The following is an 18,379-nucleotide window of genomic DNA, read 5'->3' on the forward strand; positions in this document are numbered from 1 at the left end:
GCCCACCATTCGGCGGTATGAAGGGCACTCGCATCGGCAGCGTTCGGTACGGCCGGTGCCCAGCGGCCGGTGTCCAGCACGGTCCAGCACGGTCCGGCGCGGCCCGGTAGGCACGCGCGCACCGTACGTGACGGAGGGGAGAAGTCTGGTGGGCCAGCCGGAGATGCCGCAGCCCGAGGAGGACGCCGTACGGCCCGGGGGCGGCCCCGGCGCGGGCCCCCGGGCGGATACGGGGCCGGACACGGGGGCCTCCGCCCCGGGGACGGAGCCTGATCACGCGGCCGGTCCGCGCACGGATACGGACACAGCCGCGGATCCGGGCATGGACACGGGCGCGGACACAGCCACGGGCGCCCTCGCCGGTCCGGGTGCGGACCTGACCGGTGAACCGTTTCCGGCGGGCGACTGGGGTGAGCCCGTCGAGCGCCTGGACGAGCTGTACCGGTGGGTGGAGTCGGCCGCGCTGCGGACCGCGGGCTGGTATCTGGCCGACCGGGCCTGGAAGCGCCGGGGGGCGCGGGCCCTCCGGGCGGGATCGGCCGGGGGTGCGCTCGTGGGGGCGTTACTGCCGCTGCTCGACCTGGCGGCCGGTCTGCACGGTGCGGCGGAGTGGGGCTATCCGGCGCTGCTGGCCGGAGTGGCGTGCGCGGCGGGCGACCGCTGGTTCGGGCTGACCGCCGGCTGGATGCGCGACGTGGCGACGGCGCAGGCGGTGCAGCGGCGGCTCCAGGTGCTCCAGTTCGACTGGGCTTCGGAGAGCGTCCGCGAGGTGCTCGGCCCGGCGGAGGGCACGGCGAGCGAGGCGACCGAACGCTGCCTGGGCGTGCTGCGCAGGTTCTCCGACGACGTGACGGATCTCGTACGGGGTGAGACGGCGGAGTGGATGGTCGGATTCCGTACGGGCGGCGCGGTGCCCGTATCGGTGCGGGGCCCCGGAGAAGCACGCGGCGGCGGCGAGCCGATGTCCGTGGGCCGCGCGGTGCCGGCGATGGGCGTACGCCCGAACATGCCGCGCCAGCGCCCACCGGAATCGCCGTCGCGGTAACCACGACGGCGCGGTGCCCGGGTCGCCCGCGCGGTGACCGCGCGTTCGCCGCAGTCGCCCGCGCGCCGTGGTCGGCGCGCGGCGCCCGGAAGATCAGGCGCCGCCGCCGGCCGTGACGGCCCGCACCGCGTCGAGCAGGGGCAGCGCGCCCTGGTCGACGAGCAGAGCGGCCAGGGCGGCTCCGAGCTTCTCCGGTTCGGCGACCGAGCCCGTGAGCGTCGCCGAGATCTGCTCCGTGCCGTCCAGTGACGTCACCTGGCCGGACAGCCCGAGGCTGCCGTCCGGAAGGCGTTCGGCGTACGCGCCCACCGGGACGCTGCAACCCCCGTGCAGCTCGGCGAGCAGGGAGCGCTCCGCCCGTACGGCCGCGTCCACGGTGAGGTCGCCCGCGGTGGCGAGGATCTCGCGCAGAGCCGTGTTGTCCTCACGCACCTGGATCCCCAGCGCTCCCTGGCCGGGGCTCGGCGGAAACCGGTCGAGCGGCAGCAGTTCACCGATCGCGTCCCCGAGGCCGAGCCGGTGGATCCCCGCGGCGGCGAGGACCACGGCGTCCAGGCCCATCGTTTCGATCTTCTTCAGCCGGGGCGGGACGTTCCCCCGGATCGGCACCAGTTCGAGATCGGGCCGCACGGCGAGCAGTTGGGCGATACGGCGCGGCGCACCGGTACCCACGCGGGCCCCCTTCCGGAGCCCCGCGAGGGTGGAGCCGCAGAGCGCGTCCCGCACGTCCTCGCGCGCCGACGGGGGCAGCAGGACGAGTCCGGGCGGATTCGCCGTGGGAAGGTCCTTGAGCGAGTGAACGACGACGTCCACGTCACCCCGGACCAGGGCCGCTTCCTGCTCGGTGCTGAAGGCAGAACCACCGCTGGCGGCGCTCACACTGGACATCCGCGACGTGCGGTCCTTGTCGCCCCCTTCGAGGATCACCCGGTGGGTGAAGGAGACGTCGGGATACCGCTCCCGCAGGGGCTTCAGATATCCGCGGACCTGAGCTTTGGCCAGATTGCTCGCGCGCGAGCCGACGAAGTACTGCGCCACGGTGATCACTCTCCAAGCTGACGGGGTGCCGTCAGGCTAGGACGCGCGGAGGGGCGCTCATACAGACACGGGGTCGGCATGGCACGGCCCGCGAGGCGGTGTGGGAACGGCTGCGGCTGCACCGCAGGCTGACCGGGCCCATACTCGGCCCGCTGGAGACGTATCTGCTGGTGCGCGGGATGCGTACGCTCTTCCCCCGGATGCGCCAGATCTCGGCCACCGCGATGACCGTCGCCGAGCACTTCGACGGCCACCCGCTAATCAGGAGGGTCGCCTACCCGGGCCTTCCGTCGGACCCCGGCCACCGGATCGCGGCCCGCCAGATGACCGGCGGATTCAGCGGGATGCTGTCCCTGCATGTGGCGGGAGAGTGGCAGACCTCGTCGCCGACCTCGAACAGGCCCTGGAACGGGCCGTGAAGGAAGACCATTGAGCCACCCCACCCCCACCCCACGCGACGGCGCGCCACCGGCGGACCTCACGCCGCCCGGGGACGCCGCCGGGCCCGGGTCCGTACCGGAGCAGGAGACGGCCCCGGCACAGGAGACAGCCCCGGAGCAGGAGACCCCGGAGCAGGAAGCGGACGGCGGCACGGGTGAACCCGCCGGTCCCCCGGGCCAGTTCACGGGCCGCCGGTTCACCGGTCTGTTCCGCGACGCCTCGGTGTCCGCCGTGCTGGCCGGACTCGTGGCGGTCGTCGTGTCGTACTCGGGACCGCTGGTCATCGTCCTCTCGGCGGCGTCCAACGGGCATCTGACCGCCGCGCAGACCAGCTCCTGGGTCTGGGCGATCTCCATCGGCAGCGGTGTCACCTGCATCGGCCTGAGCCTGTGGACCAGGATGCCGGTGATCACGGCCTGGTCCACACCGGGTGCGGCGCTGCTGGTCACCAGCCTGGGCTCGTACTCGTACCCGGAGGCCATCGGGGCCTTCCTCGTCAGCGGAGTGGTCATCGCGCTCGTCGGGATGACCGGTGTGTTCGGATGGCTGATGCGGCAGATCCCGGGCGCGGTCGTCTCCGCGATGCTCGCGGGCATCCTGTTCTCGTTCGGCACCGGGGCGTTCAGCTCGCTCAAGTCCGCCCCGTACATCGCCGGTTCGGTCCTCATCGGCTATCTGCTGGCGAAGCGCTGGCTGCCCCGTTACGCGGTTCTGACGGCCCTGGCCGCGGGGGTGATCGCCGCCGCGGCCGGCTCTCGGCTCCATGCCCACCTCGGCGGACTGGAGCTGGCACGGCCGGTGTTCACCACACCGCACTTCTCGGCGGCCTCGCTCGTCGGCATCGCGGTGCCGCTGATCCTGGCGACGCTCGCCTCGCAGAACGCGCCGGGCATGGCGGTGCTCAGCGCCTCCGGGTACGAGCCCGAGGACCGGCTGCTGATCGGCTCGACCGGCGCCGTCTCCACCGTGCTGGCCCCGTTCGGTGCGCACGCGATCAATCTGGCCGCGATCACCGCCGCGATCTGCACCGGCCCCGAGGCCCACCGCGACCCGCGGCGCCGGTATGTGGCGGGCGTGTCGTGCGGGGCGTTCTACCTCATCGTCGGCTCGTTCGGCTCGGCGCTGGTGGCCCTGTTCGCCGGGCTGCCCAAGGAACTGGTGGCGGCGATCGCCGGAGTGGCCCTGCTGGGGGCGCTGGCCGGGAGCCTCACGGGTGCGGTGAAGGAGGAGAAGGACCGCGAGGCGGCCCTGATCACCTTCCTCGCCACGGCTTCAGGCCTCACCCTCTTCGGTATCGGCTCGGCGTTCTGGGGGCTCCTCTTCGGGGTCGTCACCCACCTCGTGCTGACCTACCGGCGGAAGGCGGCAGTGGCGGCCGCGTAACCGGCAGCCGTACGGCGGAGCCCCGTCCGGCAGCCGCCCGGACGGGGTTCTGCCACGCCCGGACGGGGTTCTGGCACGCCCGGACGGGGTTCTGGCACGCCCGGACGGGGTTCTGGCACGCCCGGCTCACGCCGGAGCGGGCACCGGAAGCGGGCACCGGAGCGCACACCGGAGCAGGCGGCGCCGCGGCCTGGCCGGTGCCTCAGACCGGTGCCTCACAGCTGAGCCTCAGACCGGTGCCTCAGGCCGGAGCCACGGCCGACGGCCGCATCGACGCATGGGCGAACTCCGCCACCCCGTCGGCGAACGGCACCGAAGGCAGCCAGCCCAGTTCGGACCGGATCCGCGCGGAGGACGCGGTGATGTGGCGGACGTCCCCCAGCCGGTACTCCCCGGTGACCAGCGGGGCAGGCCCCGGATACGCCGTGGCGAGCTGCTGTGCCATGTCCAGGATCGTGTGCGGTTCCCCGCTGCCCACGTTGTACGCGCGCAGCTCCCCGGCCGCGCGGCCCGGGACTCCTTCCAGCGCCGCCGTGTTGGCGGACGCGATGTCCCGCACATGGACGAAGTCCCGCCGCTGCCCGCCGTCTTCGAACACGACCGGTGCCGTGCCGCGTGCCAGGGCCGAGCGGAAGAAGGACGCCACCCCCGCGTACGGGGTGTCCCGGGGCATTCCGGGCCCGTACACGTTGTGGTAGCGCAGCGCGACCGCCCGGCCGCCGGTCGCCCGCGCCCACGCCGCGGCCAGATGCTCCTGGGCGAGCTTCGTCGTCGCGTACACGTTCCTCGGGTCGACCGGCGCCTCCTCGGTGACCAGGCCCGGCGCCACGTCGTCGCCGCACTGCGGGCAGACGGGCTCGAACCGGCCCGCTTCGAGATCGGCGGGCGAGCGCGGGCCCGGGCGTACGACGCCGTGCCGGGCGCAGTCGTAACGGCCCTCCCCGTACACCACCATGGACCCGGCAAGCACCAGGTCGCGTACGCCCGCGCTCTCCATGGCCGCGAGCAGCACAGCGGTACCGAGGTCGTTGCAGCTCACATAGTCCGGCGCGTCCGCGAAGTGCTTGCCGAGCCCCACCATCGCCGCCTGGTGGCAGACCGCGTCCACACCGCGCAGGGCCTTCTCCACCGCGGCCCTGTCCCGGACGTCGGCCTCGATCCACTCCGCGCCGGTGGGGGACGGCCGCTGGGCGTGCGCAGCGGCCAACAGGGCGTCGAACACCACCGGTTCATGACCCCGGGCGGTCAGGTCGGCGACAATGTGCGAGCCGATGAAACCCGCGCCTCCAGTGACAAGTACACGCATGTCCTGAAGCGTACGTCCGGCCGGGCTGAAGGCGATGGTCAGCCCGGCCGGGTGAAGACGACGGCGGTCCGGACGCCCCGCCGGCGGTGGAGCCGAGCTCCGGTGTGGATGAACTCAGCTGAAGACGATCATCGACCCCTGCGCGAGGCTGCGGGTGGCCGCCGCGTGCAGTCCCAGCCATACGTGCCGTTCCCGGGCGAACGGGCTGTCGTCCGGCGGGACCGGGCCTGCCGGTTCCTCCAGCGATGTCGGACGGGACGGAGCCTGCGGGGTCGCCGGAGGGTTCGCCGCGTCGATACCGATGGACCCGGCCACCACCTCCAGCTCCCGGAGCAGGCCGTGGGCGGAGCCCAGCGGGCCGCCGCCTTCGAGGAGTTCGTCGTTGGACAGCGGTGCGGCGAAGTCGACCGGGACATAGGCCCCCGCGTGGTCGTAGTGCCACACCAGGTGGGACTGCTGCGCCGTGGACTCGAACATCTCCAGGAGCTGTTCGTAGTCGCCGCCCAGGTGATCGACCGGCGCGACCTCCAGGCCGCAGATCTTCAGGAGGTACGCGCGCCGCAGGAAGTGCAGGGCGTCGTAGTCGAAACCGGCCACCGGGGCCACGTCGCCCGAGAGGCCCGGCATATAGGCGTAGACGGGTACGGACGGCAGACCGGCTTCGCCGAGTGCCTTGTCGTAGACGGCTATCTCTTCCGCGAAGGGGTTGTCGGGGCTGTGGCACAGCACATCGACGAGGGGGACCAGCCACAGGTCACAGGCCAACGGGGCTCCTAGCGGGGTTCGGGGGTCACCCCCCGAGCGGGCTTGTCCGGCCAGCGTAATGCGCGGTTCACTCTGCGCGAAGACCCCCGGTCGTCCTGGCCTCTCCCGGCGCGGAAGACCTCAGGTCGTCATGGGCGCTTCCCGCCCGGAAGACCGCCGGTCGTCGCGGACGCTCCCCGCCGGAAGACCCCCGCTCGTCCTGGGCGCCCCCGCCCCGCCGCCGTGCAGGGTCAGCTGCTGCCCTTGCCCACCGGCCAGACCCACGCGCCGCCGATCCGCTGCCCCGGCCGGCCGAGCAGTTTCTCCACCGTGACGTACAGCGCCGCGTCGTTGTCCTCGGGCGGTATGACGACCACGCCGGCCTTCCAGTACGCCAGGTCGTAGCGCGCCTGCGCCTGCCAGTTGGGGCCGATCGCCGGGATCTTCGCGCCGTAGCGGACGTCCCGGAAGAGGTTCGACGTGTAGCGGGGCGGCGCTCCGTAGATGCCGGTGCGGTCCGGCCCGTACGGCCCGTTGAAGTAGCCGCCGGGCACCGGGAAGTGGACGCCGGTGGCCGACTGCCAGTGCAGGGCTTCCGCGCTGCCCGGGTCGGGCAGCGGCACCGGGACCACGGACTCGCCGGGGCCCACGTACTTCTTCCACATACCGTCGGCGATGAACGCCGGGACGTCCGGGCGGCTCTGCACCGGCATCGAGGTGGGCACGATCGGGACCAGCGCCGCCGCGACGGCCAACCCCCCGAAGGCGCGGTACGCGCGAACACGGGTGCGGATCAGCCGGTCGGCCGCCAGCGCGACCAGCACGCCGAGCGCGGGGGCGCAGATCATCGCGACCCGGCCCTCGATCACCGACTCGAAGAGCGGCCGGTGCGCCAGCAGCCGCCACGGGCCGGGGAGCACCACATGCGTGTACGGGATACGGATCTTCTGGCCCAGCGAGAGGACCGCGGCGGCCACCGCGGTGAACGCCAGTGCCTTGACCAGCGGGTGCCGCCACAGCCGTACCGTGATCGCGAAGGCCAGCGCCACCAGCGGCCAGCCGTAGAAGGCGTTCTGCTCGGTCCGGTTGAGCGCCAGTTTGTCGGCCGTCGCGTCGCTGCCGAACAGGGCGCGCCCGGAGAACTCCAGGAGGGCGCGCGGGCTGTTGCCCGCGTTGTTCCCGTGCAGCACGCTGTGGTAGCTCTGCGCGCCGAAGAACTGCCAGCCCAGCGGGTACGCGACCAGCGGCAGCGCGGTCAGCGCGGCGACCCCGAGCCCCTTGAGCAGCGGGCGCCACGCCGCCCGCGCCACGTCCCTGCGCAGCAGCCCGTAGGCGAGCGCGAAGAGCAGCATCCCGAGGGCCGCGAGCAGGAACGGCTCCTCGCCGAGGAAGACCTGGTACGTGGCGAAGAGGCCGAGCAGCACCCCGTCCCGTACGACGTCTTCCCCCTCGCAGAGCCGCAGCGCCCGGTCGATGATGACCGGGATCATGAACAGCACCAGGAAGTTGGGGTGCGCGTTGCCGTGCGAGATCATCGGCGGCGCGAAGGCGGCGAGCGCGGCGCCGAGCGCGGCTGCCCACCGGTTGCGGACCAGCCGCCTGGCGATCAGCCAGTACCAGGCGGCGGCCGTCGCGGCGAGCCCGCCGGTCAGCACCAGCGCCCAGGTCACGGTCGGCCCGAACGCCAGCGTCACCGGGGTGAGCGGGACGGAGAGCCCGAGCATGGGGGTGTTGCCCATGAGGTTCACCCCGGCCGGGAAGTTCTGCGCGGTGGTGAAGAGCGGGTTGTGCAGATGGGCGACGTTGTCCGCGGTGACCGCGAAGAACCACTCCCACTGGTTCTGGTCCTGGAGCGAGTCGCGGAGGTAGCCGTGTCCGAGGTCGGCCCAGAGGTTCTTGTAGAGCAGCACGGACGCCAGCAGGAAGAGGCCGCAGACCGCCAGGTCGGTGCCGCGCACCGCGCGGGCCTTCAGCCGGATCAGCTCGGCGAGGACCCGCAGATAGTCGAGCGGCCCGACCTTGGAGCCCTCCTGGTGCGACCAGCGGACCGGGACCTCGGCGACCGCCCATCCCTGGCGCCGGAAGTACTGGAGGATCTCGACGTCGATGCCCCAGCCGTCGAGCCGCGCGTCGGCGAACGCCTCGCGTGCCTTGTCGCCGTCCAGGAGCTTGAACCCGCACTGGGTGTCGCGGATGCCGGGGACGGCGACGGCCCGTATGAGCCGGTTGCCCATCCGCCCCATCGACTCGCGCAGCCGCCCCTGGTGCACCTCGACGGTGGAATCGGGGTGCGCCCGCGAGCCGACCGCGGCCTCGTACCCGGTCTCCAGTTCCTGGGTGAGCCGGTCCAACTCCTCGATGGGCGTGGCCAGATCGGCATCGGTGACCAGCACCCGTACGCCCTTCGACGCGGCCACACCGAGCCGCAGGGCGTGCCCCTTGCCGCGGTTGCCCGGGCTGCTGACCAGCCGGACCCGGGGGTCGGCTGCGGCGGCCTCGCGGGCGATGCGCGCGGTGCCGTCCGCCGAACCGTCGTCGACGACCACCAGCTCCCAGCTGCCGGACCGCCCGTCCAGATACGTACGGACGGCCTCCAGCGTGGGGCCGAGCCGCCCCTCCTCGTTGTAGGCGGGCACGACGACGGACAGCGCCACCGTCAGCTCCGCCGCCTGCGGCTCCACGACGCTCACCGGGCATCCTCGTCGGTCGTACGGTCACCGTCGGACGGGCTGTCCCCGCCGGACGCGCTGTCCTCGCCGGGGGCCGGGGCGGTGGCGCGCAGCTGCTCCGCCCAGCGGACGGCGTGTGCGTTGTACGCGTCGATCACCGCATGCGCCTGTTCGCCGTCGCCGCTGGTCACAGCATCGACCAGCTCCTCGTGGCCCTGCCACAGCGCGTCGGCCAGTTCTGCGCGGCCGCGCAGGTACGGCACGGCGAACACCCAGCACTGCACGCGCAGCCGGTGCAGGAAGTCGGAGATGTAGCGGTTACCGGTGAGCGCACCGAGCTCACGCCAGAACCGCAGGTCGTACCCGATGAGGATCTCCAGACTGCCGGTCCGCGCCGCCTGCCCGGCCTCCTCGGCCCGGCGGCGCACGGACAGCAGCGCCTCACCCGCCACACCCCGCAGCGTGAGCCGCCGGAAGATCCCGTCGATGATCAGCGACCGGGCCTCGACCATGGAGCAGTAGTCGTCGACCGAGAACTGGTGGACCCGGAACCCCTTGTGCTGGTCCGAGTCGAGCAGCCCCTGCGCGGACATCTCGACGAGCGCCTCACGGACCGGGGTCGCCGAGACCCCGTACCCTTCGGCGATCTGCTTGACGGTGAAGATCTCGCCCGGCTGAAGACGGCCCGCAAGCACTTCGTCACGCAGCGCGTCGGCGATCTGCTGCCGCAGAGTACTGCGGGTCACCGCTCCGCTCGCGGGCATGGTCTTGTTTCCCCTCGTCCGACTCTGGGACACCCTACGGCCGACCGGGCCTTCCGATCGGCTCAGCCCGGATCGGAGACGGGCCCCGGCGGTACTGGCCGACGGGGCCGGCCGGCGGTGCTGCCCCACAGGGTTGTGACGCAGGGTTGTTGAAGAAAGTTCGTTGACGAAAGCTCGTTGACGCAGGTTCGTTGACGCAGGTTTGTTGATCAGGTTTGTTGACGCGGCCGCATCTTCTCTAACCCCTTAACTATCTCTATGCTCGACGCGTCCGTCGCCTCCACGCCCGCCTGCCGAGGACTGGTCCCATGACACCTGATCGAGGCCGCAGCCAAGACCGCCGCCAAGACCGCTCCGATCCGTCCGGCGAGGACCGGCCCCGCACCGCGGACGGGCCCCTCTCCCGACGTCAACTGCTGGGCGCCTCCGCCGCGGTGCTCGCCGCGGGCGGGACCGCCGCGACCGCCCTCGGCACGGAAACGGCTGAGGCGGACACGGCCCGAGCGGCCGAGGTCTCCCCGGCGTCGAACGCGCGCCCCGCGCGGGTCTCCCCCGCCGGAACCGAAGTGTTCCTGCTGGGCACCGCAGGTGGCCCACCACCGGTCACCACCCGGGCCGGAACCGCCTCCGCGCTCTCCGTCCGCGGAAAGGTCTACGTCGTCGACTGCGGGCGCTCCGCCGTCACTCAGTACGGCAGGACCGGACTGAGGTTCCAGGACCTGACGTCGGTCTTCATCACCCACCTGCACATCGACCACATAGCCGACTACGCCAACTTCGTGCTGCTGGCCGCGCACGGAGTCAACGACGTGGGCGACGCCGTCCTGTCCCCGTTCGACGCCTACGGCCCCGGCCCGGCGGGCGCACTGCCGGACGCCTACGGCGGCGGGCAGCCGGGGACCGTCGACCCGGCCGATCCGACGCCCGGTCTCAAGGACCTGACGGAGAAGTCACTCGAAGCCACCGCGTACAGCAGCAACATCTTCATGCGCGAGTCCGGCCGCCCCGACCCGCACACGCATGTCGACGTGCACGAGATCGAACTGCCTCCCGGGACAGGTGCCGACCCGGTCGGGAACACCGCGCCGGACATGGAACCGTTCCTGGTCATGGACGACGGAACGGTTCGCGTCAGCGCGGTCCTGGTCCCGCACGGGCTGGTCTTCCCGTGCTTCGCGTACCGCTTCGACACCCCGGACGGCTCGGTGGTCTTCTCCGGGGACACCGCGCTCTCCGACAACATGGTCCGCCTGGCGCGGGGCGCCGACATCCTCGTACACGAGGTGATCGACCTCGACTTCTACCGCAACAGCACCGGCTACAGCGAAGCGCTGCTGCACCACATGGCGGCGGCACACACCGACGTCACCGAGGTCGGCCCGCTGGCCCGGCGCTGCGGGGTGCACACGCTGGTGCTCACGCACATCACCCCGGCCGACACCTTCCTGGTCCCCCACGACTCCTGGCGGCACAGGGCCCAACAGGGCTTCCACGGCCGGGTACTGGTCGGCAACGACCTCGACCGGATACGGCTGGGCAGGTAGCGCTGCTCAGCAGGTGAAACGCAGGCAGCTCGGACCCGCCCTGCGGTCAGGTGGGCGGGCAGCCTCCGGGACGGGCGTAGACGGTGATCAGGGCCGAGGTGATCTCCCGGCTGCCGCAGCTCACGAAGTACGTGCGCAGCGTGCGGCGCTTCACTGCCTCCCGGGCGTCGGTGTCCAGCGGCTGGCCGGGCAGGTCGGAGACGACCACGATCCGCGGGGCGGCGAGGATCCGGTCGCGGATCCGGTCCGGCGGAAGCTCGGTGCCGGACAGCGTGTGGGAGGAGCGTGGCGCGCGGCCGAGGGAGAGATCGGTCAGCCCGCGGAAGTCGGCGGGCCGCCACAGCGTCCACACCCGGCGCCTCGCGGGGGTGAAGAGCAGCCCGTCCCCGGCGTGCCCGGCAGCTTCGACCGCCGCGGACACCGCCGTCACGTCGTTCTTCCGGCTCTGCGGGGTCCGCAACTCCAGACTCACGGGAAGCAGCGCACCCAGAGCGGCGACGACCGCCACGAGCGCGACCGCCCGCGACCAGCAGTGGTCCAGGACCGCACGGTCCGGGCAGGAACGGTCCAGGAAGGAACGGTCCAGGACCGCACCGGTCAACAGCGCGAGTCCGGCGGAGCAGAAGAGGACATAGCGGTCGACGTACAGCGGGTGGATGTACGACACCGCCAGCAGCAGCCAACTGGGGACGAGCAGCAGCGGAAGCGCGAGTGCCCGTACGCCGGGAGCCGGCCGGAAGCGGCGGCAGACCAGCGCGGCGGCGGTCAGTGCCGCGTACCCGGCGAGCGTGCTGACACCGGGTCTGCCGATCCATTCGACCTGGGCGGACTGCGTGGTGGAGAATACGGCGAGCGGCGCGAGACCGGCCGCCACACCTCCGGCCGCCCAGGTGAACGCCCGCCGCGACAGCGGGAACCCACGCTGCCCGGCCCGCCGCGCGAACACCGTCACACCGTGCGCGACCACCGCCAGCACCGCGAACTCGTGCAGCAGACAGGCCGCCAGCATCACCGCGCCGTATCCGGTCCAGCGTTCCGCGAGCAGCAGCCACGTCGCCCAGACGACCAGGGCGCAGACCAGCGCGTACGAACGGCCCTCCTGCGCGTACCGCTGCACGGCCGGGAGCAGCGGCATGACGAGCCCGGCGAACAGCCCCGCGCGCGGCCCGGCCACCCGGTGCCCGATGAGCCCGACGCCGGCGGCGGCAGCGGACGTGGCGAGCACGGACGGCAGCCGCAGCGTGGTGAGGCCGCCGTCATGGAGCGCGAACAGGGCGTGCATCAGCAGGTAGTAGAGGCCGTGGACGGCGTCCACGGTGCCGAGCGTCCGCCAGATCCCGGCGACGCTGCGGTGCGCCATCTCGTAGGTCACCGCCTCGTCGCCCCAGAGCGTGCCCTCGCGCCTGATCCCCCACAGCCCGACGGCGAGCGCCACCAGCGCCGGGACGACGGCGGCGGCGATGGGCCACCACCGTGACGACGGACGGGGTGCACCCGTGATCGGGGCCGGGGCAGTGGCAGTGGCAGTGGCAGTGGCAGTGGCAGTGGCCGGGCTGACGGCCCGCAGAGCGGTGGCGATGACGGGCTCCGTTGTTCGGGAGGGCTACGTAGTGCCAGCTCAACCCCACCAGCGTTGATGGGCAGCCCCCTCCCGCCACGCACATCAATGACCTGAGCCGGCACCGTCGGCAGTGAACGAAGCCACCGCGGCCCGTGCGGGGATGCGACGCCCGCCCTCCGGAGGGAAAATAGGGGCGTCAGCCCTGTGGCGGCCGGCCGCTGCGCGGTCACGGCACCGGGGCACTGGCGAGCACCTGTACACCCGGTGTCCAGCAGGGGGCAGGCCCGGACGGTCACCGAACCGTTCCGGGCTCCGCGAGGAGTGCACCATGGACAACACCGTGCTGGAGGGGATGCGGGACGCACTGCGTGGCCCGGTCATCACCCCACCGGACGACGAGTACGAGGAGTCCCGGAAGATATACAACGGAATGATCGACCGGCGCCCGGCCGCCTTCGTACGGTGTGCGGACGCCGGGGACGTCATGGACGCGGTGGACTTCGTCCGTGCCCACGGCCTGGCCCCCGCGGTCCGCGGCGGCGGCCACAGCGGCTCCGGTCTGTGCCTGGTGGACAACGGCATCACCATCGACCTGTCACCGATTCACGGAGTGCGGGTGGACCCTGCCGCCAGGACCGCCCAGGTCGGCGGCGGCAGCCTGCTCGGTGAACTCGACCACGCCGCCCACGCCTTCGGCCTCGGTACCCCTTCGGGCATCGTCTCGACGACCGGCGTCGGGGGCCTCACCCTCGGCGGCGGCCACGGCCACCTGACGCGCAAGTACGGGCTGAGCGTGGACAATCTGCTCTCCGCCGATGTGGTGCTGGCCGACGGCAGCTTCGTCACCGCGAATGAGCACGATCACCCGGACCTGTTCTGGGCGCTGCGCGGCGGCGGCGGGAACTTCGGCATCGCCACCTCGTTCACGTTCCGGCTGCACCCGGTACACACCGTGACGCTGGCGATCACCCTCTGGTCGCTGGAACACATCCGTGAAGTGCTGCAGTGGTACCGCGACTTCCTGCCGGACGCTCCCGACGACCTGAACGGCTTCTTCGCGGAACTCACCGTTCCGCCGGCCCCGCCGTTCCCCGAGGAGATCCACGGGCAGCCGATGTGCGGTGTTGTCTGGTGCTGGACGGGGGACCAGGACCGCGCGGAGGACATGTTCGCCCCCGTCGGCGAACCGGCCGCTCCGGCCTTCCACTTCACCGCGCCGATGCCCTACCCCGCGGTGCAGACGATGTTCGACGCACTGCTGCCCTCCGGCCTGCAGTGGTACTGGCGCGGTGACTTCTTCGACCGCATCACCGACGACGCCATCGACGTACACACGAAGTACGCCCAGGCCCTGCCCACCGGCCTGTCGACCATGCACATGTATCCGGTCGACGGCGCCGCCGGCCGGGTGGGCCGGGACGACACCGCGTGGAGCTACCGGGATGCCCACTGGTCGGGCATCGTCGGCGGTATCGACCCCGACCCGGCCAACGCCGGGGCCATCAGGCAGTGGTGTGTCGACTACTGGGAGGAGCTGCACCCGCATTCGATGGGCGGCGGCTACGTGAACTTCATGGGCTCGGGCGAGGGCCAGGACCGGGTCCGGGCCACCTACGGCGACCACTACGACCGGCTGGCCGCCATCAAGAGAACCTACGATCCGCAGAACCTCTTCCGCGCCAATCAGAACATCGCGCCTGCCGCGCTGGCATGACGCAGGGCCGGGTTCTCCGTCGCCGGGCCGGCGCCGGTCAGCGACATGCGGCTGACCGGCCCCCCGCGTCTCCCGTGCGTCAGTTCCAGTTGCACTTGGAGTCAGTGAGCGGGTCCATGGCCTTCACCCATGAAATGTCCGGCCGCCAGGACTCCAAGTCCCACGACGGGCCGCCGAGCCACTGGCCGGGCTTCTTGGGCAACGTGAAGACGGCATGACAGGCGAACTGCTTGTACAGCGAACTGCGTTCGGTGGTGGTCATCGCCCACGGCGTGGGCACCCGGCTCATCATCTGGTCCCAGCCCAGCTTGAAGTCCGCCTTGGAGGCGGCGCGTCCCTTCAGCGTGGGCCATGCGCGGATGACGAACTTGGTGTTCCAGGCGTCCATCGGGATCTCGACGCGAGTTTCGTTGATCAGGTCTGTTGCCTGGTCACCTGAGCTGTCCCCCACCACCCCGTAGTAGCCCGCGCACGCACTTTCGCATCCCTCGATGCCGTTGCCGTTCGGGTTGGAGAAGATCGTCAGGTTCTTGTTCGCGAACCTCTGGTAGTTCTCCTTGTTGTCCTTGTCCCAGGACACGTCGGACGTCGGGTAGCCGAAGTCTCCGGACTCCCAGTTGTACGCCGACCACACCGAGCCGATAGTGCCCGAGACCGCGTGGGCGCCGTGGGACAAGGTGGGGTGCCAGTAGATGGTGCCGTGCTGGAACTGCTGGCGCTTGCCCACCCCGTCGGGGTTGGTCAGCTCGTCTCCGGCGGGAAAGCCGAGGGAGCCGGCCTCCCAGCCCATGGTTCCCCACTTGTCGCCGATGGTCCCCCACACGGGGTGGGCGCCCGTATCGGGGCTCCAGTAGATCGATCCGCCGACGAAGGTGTTGTAGCGGCCGACCCCGTTCGGGGTGGTCAGCTCATCGGTCTTCGGGCAGCCGAGAGGCGACTTCTCCCCTCCCAGCTCCTGGTACTTCGCCAAGATCGCGCCCTGGACGTGGTGCCCGCAGATCACGGCGTCGTGGTCGTCGGCGGCGGCCCGCGGAACCTGGACGGCCAGAGCGAGAAGCATCGAAGTGAACACGGCACCTGCCGCCTTGCGCAGCGCACCCCGCCGGGGTGCGCGCTGCAGCGGTCCCTCTGAATGAGGACTTGTGTGTTGAGTCACAGCCGACACGCTAACGACGCCGCCACAACAGCAAAGAGGCGTGATCCGGCCACGCTGTGTGCAGATCCTGCGTCCAATCGCCCCGCACATTCACGGCTGGGGACACAGTTCCTCCCCCCTGACGGCGGGCAGGCCCGGAGCGTCGCCGAACCGTTCCGTGCGGGGGACGCTGAGACGCCGAGCGCCCCCGCGTCCCCCTCTCTGCTGCCCGCCGGCTAGGTCCTGTCCGGCCCACGAAGACCGGCCGGACAGGACCTACGCGACCACGTGCTCGTCGGCCACCGAGAGCGCCGCGTCCAGGGCCGCCAGGCCCTCCTTCGCCTCCGCGTCGGTGATGTTGCACGGGGGCACCACGTGCGTGCGGTTCATGTTGATGAAGGGCCAGAGGCCGTGCTTCTTCGCCGCCGCGCCGAACGCCGCCATCGGGGCGGCGGCCTCGCCCGTCGCGTTGTACGGGACCAGGGGCTCGTGCGTCTCCCTGTTCCGTACGAGGTCCAGCGCCCAGAAGGCGCCCACACCGCGCACCTCGCCGACCGACGGGTGCCGTGCGGCCAGGTCCGCGAGGGCCGGGGCCAGGACGTCGGTGCCGAGGCGGGCGGCCTGGCCGACGATGTCCTCCTCCTCCATGGCCTTGATCGTCGCGACGGCTGCCGCGCAGGCCAGCGGGTGGCCCGAGTAGGTGAGCCCGCCCGGGTAGGGACGCTTGGCGAAGGTCTCGGCGATCTCGCCGGAGATCGCGACGCCGCCCAGCGGGACGTACCCCGAGTTGACGCCCTTCGCGAAGGTCAGCAGGTCGGGGGTGACGTCGAAGAGGTCGGCGGCGAACCAGGTGCCGGTCCGGCCGAAGCCCGCCATCACCTCGTCGAGGATGAAGACGATGCCGTACCGGTCGCAGATCTCCCGGACGCCCGCGAGGTAGCCGGGCGGCGGGGTCATGATGCCCGCGGTGCCCGGAATGGTTTCGAGGATGATCGCGGCCACCGACTGCGGACCCTCGAAAGCGATGGTGTCCTCAAGGTGCTGGAGGGCGCGGGCGCTCTCCTCGGCCTCGGTGCTCGCATAGAACGGCGAACGGTAGAGGAACGGCGCCCAGAAGTGCACCACACCCGCCGTCGCGGTGTCGGAACCCCAGCGGCGCGGGTCGCCGGTGAGGTTGATCGCGGTGGCGGTGCCGCCGTGGTACGAGCGGTAGGCGCTCAGCACCTTCGCGCGGCCGGTGTGCAGCCGGGCCATCCTGGCGGCGTTCTCGACGGCCTCGGCGCCGCCGTTGGTGAAGAAGATCTTGTCGAGGTCGCCGGGGGTGCGCTCGGCGATGAGGCGTGCGGCCTCGGAGCGCGACTCGACCGCGAAGGCGGGGGCGAAGGTGGTCATCTTCGCCGCCTGCTCCTGGATCGCGGCGACGACCTTCGGGTGCTGGTAGCCGATGTTGGTGAAGACGAGACCGCTGGTGAAGTCGAGGTACCGGTTGCCCTCGTAATCCCAGAAGTACGAACCCTCGGCGCCGGCGACGGCGAGCGGGTCGATCAGGTCCTGGGCGGACCAGGAGTGGAAGACATGCGCACGGTCGGCGGCCTTGACGGCCGCACCTGCACGGGGATCGGGCTGCGGGATCTGAGGGGTCATACATCCCAGCGTAGGGATCCGCAGGTCGGGACGGACATGGCCATCTTGTATGTACTCGGCGGGATTCGTCGGCAGAGTGTCACACTGCCCGGCGAGGTGGCCGCCGGCCGTTACGGAATGGCCGGCAGAACCGGTTCTCCTGGCCATACCGGGCCTCGCACGGGCGCACTATCCTCGCCTCCAGCGGGCCCGCGCGGTGGCGCGGCCACGGGGGAGGCGGCACAGCCATGAAGAAGCTCCAGCCGGGCGATCCACACCACACCGGCGCAGAGAGTGCCGCCGCCGGTACGGGCGACCCCGAACCGGGCCCGCCGTTGCCCGGGTACAGCTACTACACCCCCGCGCCGGCGCCCGGACCACCGGACCGCAGCCGTCGCTGGACGCTCGCGCTGATCCTGGTAGCCCTGATAGTGGCGGTGGGCGCGGGCGGATCGGTGTACGCGGTCATGAACACGGGCAGCGCATCGAAGACCCCGGCACCTCACACCACCACCGTCTCCCCGCACCCGGCCCCGGCCCATCGGGATACAACCAAGCAGGGCTGACCGAGGCCGCCGGACGGGCCGGAGCAACTCCGTAGCGCGACGCATTACGCTGCAATACACTGAAGAGATGAAGACCATCACCCAACGGGAACTCGCCGCGCGTTCCAAGGCAGTGCTCGACGACGTCGAGGCAGGTGAGACGTACCACGTCACTCGTAACGGCAACGAGATCGCCGAGGTGCGGCCGCTCGCCGCCCGACGCCGCTTCGTCCCGGTCGAGGAGCTCCAGCGGAAGTGGCGCCATGCTCCGCAGGTCGACGCCGCTCGGATGCGTGCGGAGGCCGATGAGTTCTTCGGTACCGAGGAACGTGTCGGTGACGATGAGAATCCCTGGGAGCGCGCGTGACCCACAGGCGCCCGCGTGGGCTGCTGGACACGTGTGTGGTCATCGATCTGCCGGTGATCGATCCGGCCTTGCTGCCTGTGGAGGCGGCTGTCTCCTCGATCGTCCTCGCAGAATTGGCCCAGGGCGTGGCGATGACCAAGGACCCGGTGGAGATGATGGCGCGAGCGCAGCGCCTTGCCGACGTCGAGGCAGAGTTCGCGGCCGTTCCCTTCGATCGGGAGGCGGCCCGCAGATTCGGCACGCTGGTCGCTCTCACCATCCGGGCGAAACGCGATGTCCGTCCCCGCCGGATGGACCTGATGATCGCTGCCACAGCCGCAGCACAGGGGCTCCCGCTCTATACGCGGAACACCGACGGCTTCAAGGGGCTGGAAGAGGGCGTCGACGTCATCCCCGTGTGAACGCAGTCCGCACAGTCCGCACTCGCCGGGAAGACGGCCGCCTCGCGCGTACGGCCGTTTTATGTGGCCGACCCGTCGTTCCGTGTGGCCGATCAGTCT

The 18,379-nt window shown here is 71.5% G+C and carries 16 protein-coding genes; 8 read left to right on the forward strand and 8 right to left on the reverse strand.

The genetic code is table 11. The annotated features are described in order from the left end of the window. The first annotated feature begins 322 nt into the window (after nucleotides 1-322). Nucleotides 323-1,045 carry an SLATT domain-containing protein gene (locus tag OG385_RS13780; protein WP_266854899.1) on the forward strand — a complete coding sequence of 241 codons (723 nt, stop codon included), beginning with the start codon at nucleotides 323-325 and terminating at the stop codon, nucleotides 1,043-1,045. A 93-nt stretch (nucleotides 1,046-1,138) separates the two neighbouring features. On the opposite strand, the gene hemC is transcribed toward OG385_RS13780, so the two are convergent. Further along, complete coding sequence (gene hemC / locus OG385_RS13785; RefSeq protein WP_266854900.1) at nucleotides 1,139-2,083, reverse strand: hydroxymethylbilane synthase; 945 nt, start codon at nucleotides 2,081-2,083, stop codon at nucleotides 1,139-1,141. Nucleotides 2,084-2,181: 98 nt separating this feature from the next. Here hemC and OG385_RS13790 point away from each other — a divergent pair, with 98 nt between their 5' ends. After that, a complete protein-coding gene (locus OG385_RS13790) occupies nucleotides 2,182-2,502 on the forward strand; it encodes a PLP-dependent transferase (protein WP_266854901.1) in 321 nt (106 codons plus the stop codon). 226 nt (nucleotides 2,503-2,728) lie between these two features. Beyond that, entirely contained in the window at nucleotides 2,729-3,907 is a 1,179-nt protein-coding gene (locus OG385_RS13795; protein WP_266860838.1) for a benzoate/H(+) symporter BenE family transporter, read from the forward strand. Between the two features lie 241 nt (nucleotides 3,908-4,148). Here the strand turns inward: OG385_RS13795 and OG385_RS13800 are convergent, their stop codons facing one another. The 4 genes from OG385_RS13800 to OG385_RS13815 form a co-directional block, all read right to left on the reverse strand. Beyond that, complete coding sequence (locus OG385_RS13800) at nucleotides 4,149-5,213, reverse strand: NAD(P)-dependent oxidoreductase (RefSeq protein WP_266854902.1); 1,065 nt, start codon at nucleotides 5,211-5,213, stop codon at nucleotides 4,149-4,151. A gap of 114 nt (nucleotides 5,214-5,327) precedes the next feature. Continuing rightward, the gene (locus tag OG385_RS13805; RefSeq protein ID WP_266854903.1) at nucleotides 5,328-5,978 is read right to left on the reverse strand and encodes a hypothetical protein; all 651 of its coding nucleotides are present in this window, start codon (nucleotides 5,976-5,978) and stop codon (nucleotides 5,328-5,330) included. 230 nt (nucleotides 5,979-6,208) lie between these two features. Beyond that, the gene (locus OG385_RS13810; RefSeq protein WP_266854904.1) at nucleotides 6,209-8,647 is read right to left on the reverse strand and encodes a dolichyl-phosphate beta-glucosyltransferase; all 2,439 of its coding nucleotides are present in this window, start codon (nucleotides 8,645-8,647) and stop codon (nucleotides 6,209-6,211) included. Further along, nucleotides 8,644-9,390, reverse strand: coding sequence for a GntR family transcriptional regulator (locus OG385_RS13815; RefSeq protein ID WP_266854905.1), 747 nt, complete (start codon nucleotides 9,388-9,390; stop codon nucleotides 8,644-8,646). The genes OG385_RS13810 and OG385_RS13815 overlap by 4 nt, the downstream gene beginning before the upstream one ends. A 308-nt stretch (nucleotides 9,391-9,698) precedes the next feature. Here OG385_RS13815 and OG385_RS13820 point away from each other — a divergent pair, with 308 nt between their 5' ends. Then, complete coding sequence (locus OG385_RS13820; protein WP_266854906.1) at nucleotides 9,699-10,934, forward strand: MBL fold metallo-hydrolase; 1,236 nt, start codon at nucleotides 9,699-9,701, stop codon at nucleotides 10,932-10,934. 46 nt (nucleotides 10,935-10,980) lie between these two features. On the opposite strand, the gene OG385_RS13825 is transcribed toward OG385_RS13820, so the two are convergent. Next, complete coding sequence (locus tag OG385_RS13825) at nucleotides 10,981-12,369, reverse strand: hypothetical protein (RefSeq protein ID WP_266854907.1); 1,389 nt, start codon at nucleotides 12,367-12,369, stop codon at nucleotides 10,981-10,983. A 454-nt stretch (nucleotides 12,370-12,823) separates the two neighbouring features. On the opposite strand from OG385_RS13825, the gene OG385_RS13830 reads away from it, so the two are divergent. After that, a complete protein-coding gene (locus OG385_RS13830; RefSeq protein ID WP_266854908.1) occupies nucleotides 12,824-14,209 on the forward strand; it encodes an FAD-binding oxidoreductase in 1,386 nt (461 codons plus the stop codon). 79 nt (nucleotides 14,210-14,288) lie between these two features. Here OG385_RS13830 and OG385_RS13835 read toward each other — a convergent pair whose 3' ends face one another. Together OG385_RS13835 and OG385_RS13840 are read right to left on the reverse strand one after the other, a co-directional pair. Next, complete coding sequence (locus OG385_RS13835) at nucleotides 14,289-15,281, reverse strand: DUF2599 domain-containing protein (RefSeq protein WP_266854909.1); 993 nt, start codon at nucleotides 15,279-15,281, stop codon at nucleotides 14,289-14,291. A 339-nt stretch (nucleotides 15,282-15,620) separates the two neighbouring features. Beyond that, nucleotides 15,621-16,988, reverse strand: coding sequence for an aspartate aminotransferase family protein (locus tag OG385_RS13840; protein ID WP_266854910.1), 1,368 nt, complete (start codon nucleotides 16,986-16,988; stop codon nucleotides 15,621-15,623). A gap of 227 nt (nucleotides 16,989-17,215) precedes the next feature. On the opposite strand from OG385_RS13840, the gene OG385_RS13845 reads away from it, so the two are divergent. The 3 genes from OG385_RS13845 (at nucleotide 17,216) to OG385_RS13855 (ending at nucleotide 18,280) form a co-directional block, all read left to right on the forward strand. After that, a complete protein-coding gene (locus OG385_RS13845) occupies nucleotides 17,216-17,533 on the forward strand; it encodes a hypothetical protein (protein ID WP_266854911.1) in 318 nt (105 codons plus the stop codon). 67 nt (nucleotides 17,534-17,600) lie between these two features. Further along, nucleotides 17,601-17,879, forward strand: coding sequence for a type II toxin-antitoxin system Phd/YefM family antitoxin (locus OG385_RS13850; RefSeq protein WP_266854912.1), 279 nt, complete (start codon nucleotides 17,601-17,603; stop codon nucleotides 17,877-17,879). Between the two features lie 35 nt (nucleotides 17,880-17,914). Next, the gene (locus tag OG385_RS13855; RefSeq protein ID WP_266854913.1) at nucleotides 17,915-18,280 is read left to right on the forward strand and encodes a PIN domain-containing protein; all 366 of its coding nucleotides are present in this window, start codon (nucleotides 17,915-17,917) and stop codon (nucleotides 18,278-18,280) included. The last annotated feature ends 99 nt before the right edge of the window (nucleotides 18,281-18,379 follow it).

This window comes from Streptomyces sp. NBC_01306, from assembly GCF_026340465.1.
Taxonomy (GTDB): Bacteria; Actinomycetota; Actinomycetes; order Streptomycetales; family Streptomycetaceae; genus Streptomyces.

Excerpts from the sequence above, each read along its gene's own strand:
- OG385_RS13840 (WP_266854910.1), bottom strand. The coding sequence starts at position 16,988 with ATGACCCCTCAGATCCCGCAGCCCGATCCCCGTGCAGGTGCGGCCGTC.
- OG385_RS13820 (WP_266854906.1), top strand. The coding sequence starts at position 9,699 with ATGACACCTGATCGAGGCCGCAGCCAAGACCGCCGCCAAGACCGCTCC.
- OG385_RS13845 (WP_266854911.1), top strand. The coding sequence starts at position 17,216 with ATGAAGAAGCTCCAGCCGGGCGATCCACACCACACCGGCGCAGAGAGT.
- OG385_RS13850 (WP_266854912.1), top strand. The coding sequence starts at position 17,601 with ATGAAGACCATCACCCAACGGGAACTCGCCGCGCGTTCCAAGGCAGTG.
- OG385_RS13830 (WP_266854908.1), top strand. The coding sequence starts at position 12,824 with ATGGACAACACCGTGCTGGAGGGGATGCGGGACGCACTGCGTGGCCCG.
- OG385_RS13780 (WP_266854899.1), top strand. The coding sequence starts at position 323 with ATGGACACGGGCGCGGACACAGCCACGGGCGCCCTCGCCGGTCCGGGT.
- OG385_RS13800 (WP_266854902.1), bottom strand. The coding sequence starts at position 5,213 with ATGCGTGTACTTGTCACTGGAGGCGCGGGTTTCATCGGCTCGCACATT.
- OG385_RS13815 (WP_266854905.1), bottom strand. The coding sequence starts at position 9,390 with ATGCCCGCGAGCGGAGCGGTGACCCGCAGTACTCTGCGGCAGCAGATC.